The following is a 6,000-nucleotide window of genomic DNA, read 5'->3' as shown; positions in this document are numbered from 1 at the left end:
CAACTTTAACCGGAACAGGAGAAGCAAATGAAACCTTAACGATTACTGTTGATGAGAACGGAGATGGTACCCCAGAGGTTACCTATACAGTAACTACAAATGCATCAGGAGACTGGAGTATTGATACCGGAGTTGCTGTTCCTACAAGTGGTAGTTTACCAGTATTAACAGATAACGACACTTTAGATGTTGTAGCTACTGATGCCGGAGGTAATAGTGGAGCTGGAGTAGTGACTATTGATCTTACAACCCCAACAGCAGATACGTTTACAACGAATGATATTACCCCAACTTTAACTGGGACAGGAGAGGCAAATGAGACCTTAACCATTACAGTAGATGAGAATGGTGATGGTACCCCAGAAGTTACTTATACCGTAACTACAGATGCTGCCGGAGATTGGAGTATTGATACTGGAGTAGTCGTTCCTACAAGTGGTAGTTTACCAATGTTAACAGATAATGATACTTTAGATGTTGTAGCTACCGATGCCGGAGGTAATAGTGGAGCTGGAGTGGTAACCATTGATGTTACGACGATATCGGTAGATAGCTTTACGACTAACGATATTACACCTACTTTAACTGGGACAGGAGAGCCTAATGAAACTTTAACCATTACGGTAGACGAAGACGGAGATGGTATACCAGAAGTTACGTATACTGTAACCACTGATGCTACTGGTAATTGGGGTATTGACCCAGATACAGCTATTCCTGATAGTGGAGTATTCCCTATACTTGATGATATGGATACAATAGATGTGGTTGCAACCGATCCTGGAGGCAATATTGCAATTGGATTGGTGGAAATAAACCTTAGCGATACCGATGGTGATGGAATTAATGATGTTGATGAAGAAAATGATGGTACAGATCCATTAGATCCTTGTGATCCAAATCCTGGTGCTGTTTTTTCAGGTGATTGTGATGGGGATGGAGTAATAAATGAATTTGAAATAGGAGATGATCCAGATAATCCTCAAGATACTGATGGTGATGGTATTCCTGATATTCTGGATACCGATGATGATGATGATGGAATTTTAACAGAAGATGAAAATCCTGATCCAGATGGTAATGGTAACCCTGATGATGCTTTTGATAGCAATGGTAATGGTACTCCCGATTATTTAGAACCTAATGGGCCTACTGAAGAAGAAGATAATATTACAGTTTTTTCAGGAATGTCACCTAATGGAGATGGAATTAATGATGTGTTCATAATCAGTGGAATTGAAAGATTAGAGAATACCTTAGAAATTTATAATCGCTGGGGAGTTAAAGTGTATGAATCCAAAAACTATGGAAGAGATGATAATTTCTTCAGAGGAATATCATTAGGAAGAACTACAGTACAAGGGAATGATCAATTACCTGTAGGAACTTATTATTATGTTCTTAATTATACTCTAGAATCAGGAGAACAAAAAAATAGAGCAGGATACTTATACATTAACAGGTAATTATCAAAATAAAACATCCACGAGTATGATTAAATTTACTCGTGGGTGAAATAAAAATATTAAATTAGAGCAGATGAAAAAAATAAAAACAATAATTGTGGTGGCGTTTTTAAGCACTATGTTTTTGAACAGTTATGCCCAACAGGATGCTCAATACACTCAGTATATGTATAATACTATAAGTGTTAATCCAGCTTATGCAGGAAGTCGAGGAGTGATGAGTATTATGGGACTTCATCGTAGTCAGTGGGTTGGTTTAGATGGTGCTCCTCGTACTCAAACCTTAACTATTAATACCCCCATTGGAGGAAATGAGCGAGTTGGTTTAGGATTATCTATAGTAAATGATGCAATTGGTCCTACCGATGAAACATATTTCGATATTGATTTTTCCTATACGATTCCTACATCAGAAGAAGGTCGACTAAGTTTTGGGGTAAAAGCTGGAGGTCATTTATTGAATGTTGATTTTCAGAAATTATCACAGTTTAATACTAATGATGCTTTGTTTGAGAGTAATATAGACAATAAGTTTAGTCCCAATGTTGGAGTAGGGGTGTATTATCACACCAATAAGTTTTATGTAGGATTAAGTGCTCCTAATTTGTTAGAAACTGATCATTTTGATGAGAGCACAACAACAAGTAGTAGTACAGCAGTTAGTTTTTTGGCAGAGGAACGTATAAATTATTATTTAATAGCAGGTCATGTTTTTGATTTGAGTGATGACGTAAAGTTTAAGCCAGCAGTTTTAGGTAAGTTGGTATTTGGTGCACCATTACAGGTAGATATTTCTGCTAATTTTTTATTGTATGATCGTTTGACCCTGGGAGCTGCTTATCGTTGGAGTGCTGCATTAAGTGGTTCTATAGGATTTCAGATTTCAGATGCTATGATGATAGGTTTTGCATATGATCGCGAAACCACCGAGTTAGGTCAGAGTCAATTTAATGATGGGAGTTATGAGGTCTTTCTCAGATTCGAGCTTTTCAAAAAATACAATAGAATGTTAACTCCTCGTTTCTTTTAATTATTATTTAAGGATGATAGACCTTCAAAAAAAATAAAAGCAAAAGATAAGAACCTTAATAAAACCTAGTTTTTAGAATTAAGTAAAAACGAAAAACTATGAATTTTACCAAATATTTTATAAATATATCCTTAAGTATACTATTGTCTGGTATTGCTTTTTCTCAAGAAAAACGTTTAGCCAAAGCAGATGAAAGTTTTAGTCGATATGCTTTTGTTGACGCCCGAAAAATTTATCTTCAGGTAGCTGAAAAGGGATATGAATCTGCCGATTTATTTAAAAAAATAGGAGATTCTTATTATTTCAATGCAAGACTCGAAGATGCGATTCCCTGGTATGAAAAACTCACTACGACTTATGTAGATGATATTGATCCTGAATATTTATTCAGGTATTCTCAAAGCTTGAAAAGTGTACAACGATATGACGAAGCTGATAAAATAATGGAACGTTTCAACACTTTAATTGGAAATGATAAGCGAGCAGAATTTTTTATGAATACACGAGATTATCTAAAGTTTATCGAAATGCAATCGGGTAAATATAAGTTGTCAAAACTTAGTGTGAATTCTAAATATTCTGATTATGCTCCAAGTTTTAATAATCAAGGGCAGTTAGTGTTTGCATCTTCTCGTGGTGGTAATAGTGGGATAAGCAGGATTGTACATGAATGGGATGAAATGCCATTTCTGGATTTGTATTCTTCGACTATAACAGAAGAGAAAGGTACTTTACAAGCTCCGAAAAAAATAAAAGGAAAAATAAACACCAAATTTCATGAATCATCTACTTCATTTAGTAATGATGGTCAAACCGTATACTTTACTCGTAATAATTATACCAAAAGAAGATTAGGCTCTAATGAAAAAGGTACAACATTATTAAAATTGTATAAAGCTATAATCGAAAATAATAAATGGGATAATATAGAAGAATTACCTTTTAATAGTAACGAATATTCTATGGCACACCCTGCTTTAAGTGCAGATGGAACCAAACTTTATTTTGCTAGTGATATGCCAGACAGTAGAGGGCTTTCTGATTTATATGTGATTGATATAAATGAAGATGGAACTTTTGGAGAACCAAGAAACCTTGGAGATAAGATCAATACCGAAGGAAGAGAAACTTTTCCATACGTTAGTGATTCGGGACGATTATATTTTGCTAGTGATGGGCATGTTGGTCTGGGAGGGTTAGATATTTTTGTAACCGTTCCCGAAGAATCAGGAACATTTTCTATACCATATAATGTAGGGAAACCAGTAAATAGCTCTGAAGACGATTTTACTTTTGTGTTGAATGAAGATACAAAAATTGGATATTTTTCTAGTAATCGTACTGGAGGAAAAGGAAATGATGATATTTATAGTTTTAAACAAATTGAAGAATTGATCACCACTTGTAATCAATATGTTACAGGAAAAGTTACAGATGCAAATTCAAAAGAAGTTTTGGTAGATGCCGAAATATTTTTATTAGATGATACCAATAGTGAATTACAACGTACTGTAACAGATGCAAAAGGTATGTATAGATTTGATCTGGAGTGTGAAAAACAATATGTTGTAAGAGCAAACAAAACAACATATAACCCTACCGAAACACTTCTTACAACTAATAGTGTATTAGAACATGAATATGATGTTGCTTTACAACTTGATAAAGGTGGATTAGTCGGGAAAGAAGCAAAACCAGGTGATGATTTAGCTAAATTGCTTGATCTGGAAATTATATATTTTGACTTAGATAAATCTTTTATAAGACCTGATGCCGAGGTAGAGTTACAAAAAATCATTGCAGCACTTAAAGAATATCCTAACCTGAAAATTGATATTAGATCTCACACTGATAGTAGAGCAAATAATCAATATAATATGTCTTTAAGTGAACGAAGAGCAAAAAGTACTATTAAATATATTATAGGAAAAGGTAAAATAGATAAATCTAGGATAACAGGTAGAGGATATGGCGAAACGCAATTAGTCAATGCCTGTGCCGATGATGTATCTTGTAGTGAAGAGCAGCATCAACGTAATCGTAGAAGTGAGTTTATTATTCTACAATAGCCATATTATAAAAGTATTTTGGCTTTGAATTGATTTAATATACCTTTGCTATTCTAAAATTGTATCAATTGTAGCTATATTTTTTATTGTTACAATATTTCAACACAAAATAACACAAATTATAATGGAGAAAGCTCAAGAATGGTTCAATTACGGTATTGAACTGGCAAAAGAATTTGGCCCTAAACTTATTACAGCCATCCTTATTTATATTATAGGATCGTGGGTTATTAAGAAATTAATTAATAGTGCTAGGCAAGTAATGTCTAAAAGTAAGTATGATGAATCTTTACAAAGGTTTTTATTAAACTTAGTGACCTGGTCGTTAAAAGTATTCCTTATCATTATTGTAATTTCAAGATTAGGAGTTGATGTAACTACTTTTGCTGCGGTAATTGCAGCTGCCGGTTTGGCAATTGGTTTGGCATTACAAGGATCTTTATCAAATTTTGCAGGGGGAGTACTTATTATGATTTTTAGACCATATAAAATAGGAGATCTTATAGAAGCACAAGGCGTATTAGGTGTAGTTAAAGAAATTGAAATTTTTACAACCAAATTAACTACTCCACAAAATAAGTTAGCTATCGTTCCTAATGGAGCAATGGCAAATGGTAATATCATTAACTATACAGTAGAAGGAATGATGAGAGTAGATATCACGATAGGTATAGGTTATGATGAAAATATAAAAGATGCAAAAGAAGTATTGCTAGGAGTTTTGACATCAAACCCTAAGGTAATGAAAGATCCTGCACCTTCTGTAAATGTTAGTCAATTAGGGGAAAGCTCTGTTGATTTGGCTGTTCGACCATACTGTACCCCCGAAGATTATTGGGATGTGTATTTTGCTACATTAGAAAACTGTAAACTAGCCCTTGATGCTGCTGGTATAGAAATTCCTTACCCACACGCGGTAGAAATTCAAAAAGAAGGCTAAGCGTAAAAATAAATTAAAATTAAAAATCACTTTCTATTTTCTATAGAGAGTGATTTTTTTGTTTTTGTAAACTGTTTAAGTTTAGAGAGTTAAAAATATCAGAGCCGAGGATAATAATATAACATTTCAAATCTATTATCTATTTTAGTATTGAAAAACAAGATGGATACTTTTATCTTAATAAGAAATTACAGTTTATCTATCAATAATTGACGTTTTTGCAACAGTCTAAAAACAGTTAAAAAGCTTATTATAGCAGTTAAAAGGCAGTATTTGTATAAATTTTATAGAATATTCCTACTTTTTTTAAAGATTTACAACCTTTTATGTGATTTTTTATTAAGTGTAAATATTTGATTATTAGGTAATTGCTGTTTTTTGAACTAATGTAAATGTTAATTTTGTTTACCTTTTTGCAAATATGATTAATCATTTATTTTTTTACGGTAAAACCGGAATAATTATGTGGTATTTCAGTGTTCGGTTTTAACAAAT

4 protein-coding genes are annotated in these 6,000 nt (G+C 33.2%); all 4 read left to right on the top strand.

Annotation, left to right across the window (positions count from 1 at the left end):
• On the top strand, nt 1-1,466 hold a 1,466-nt coding region (locus tag Z054_RS0125635; protein WP_024772859.1), incomplete at its 5' end, for a T9SS type B sorting domain-containing protein.
• 73 nt (nt 1,467-1,539) lie between these two features.
• Nucleotides 1,540-2,496 (top strand): PorP/SprF family type IX secretion system membrane protein, encoded by a 957-nt coding sequence (locus tag Z054_RS0125630; RefSeq protein ID WP_024772858.1) that lies wholly within the window; start codon nt 1,540-1,542, stop codon nt 2,494-2,496.
• Nucleotides 2,497-2,594: 98 nt separating this feature from the next.
• Nucleotides 2,595-4,565: an OmpA family protein gene (locus Z054_RS0125625; RefSeq protein ID WP_024772857.1), complete on the top strand. Its 1,971-nt coding sequence runs from the start codon at nt 2,595-2,597 to the stop codon at nt 4,563-4,565.
• 124 nt (nt 4,566-4,689) lie between these two features.
• A complete protein-coding gene (locus Z054_RS0125620) occupies nt 4,690-5,505 on the top strand; it encodes a mechanosensitive ion channel family protein (protein WP_024772856.1) in 816 nt (271 codons plus the stop codon).
• Nucleotides 5,506-6,000: the final 495 nt, after the last annotated feature.

The organism is Aquimarina macrocephali JAMB N27 (assembly GCF_000520995.1).
GTDB classification, from domain to species: Bacteria; Bacteroidota; Bacteroidia; order Flavobacteriales; family Flavobacteriaceae; genus Aquimarina; species Aquimarina macrocephali.
The sequence above is the reverse complement of the archived record's forward strand: the minus strand, read 5'-3'. Positions and strand labels throughout refer to the sequence as shown.

What these genes read in the sequence shown, in the direction of transcription:
- Z054_RS0125625 (WP_024772857.1), top strand. Translation starts at nt 2,595, where the DNA reads ATGAATTTTACCAAATATTTTATAAATATATCCTTAAGTATACTATTG.
- Z054_RS0125630 (WP_024772858.1), top strand. Translation starts at nt 1,540, where the DNA reads ATGAAAAAAATAAAAACAATAATTGTGGTGGCGTTTTTAAGCACTATG.
- Z054_RS0125620 (WP_024772856.1), top strand. Translation starts at nt 4,690, where the DNA reads ATGGAGAAAGCTCAAGAATGGTTCAATTACGGTATTGAACTGGCAAAA.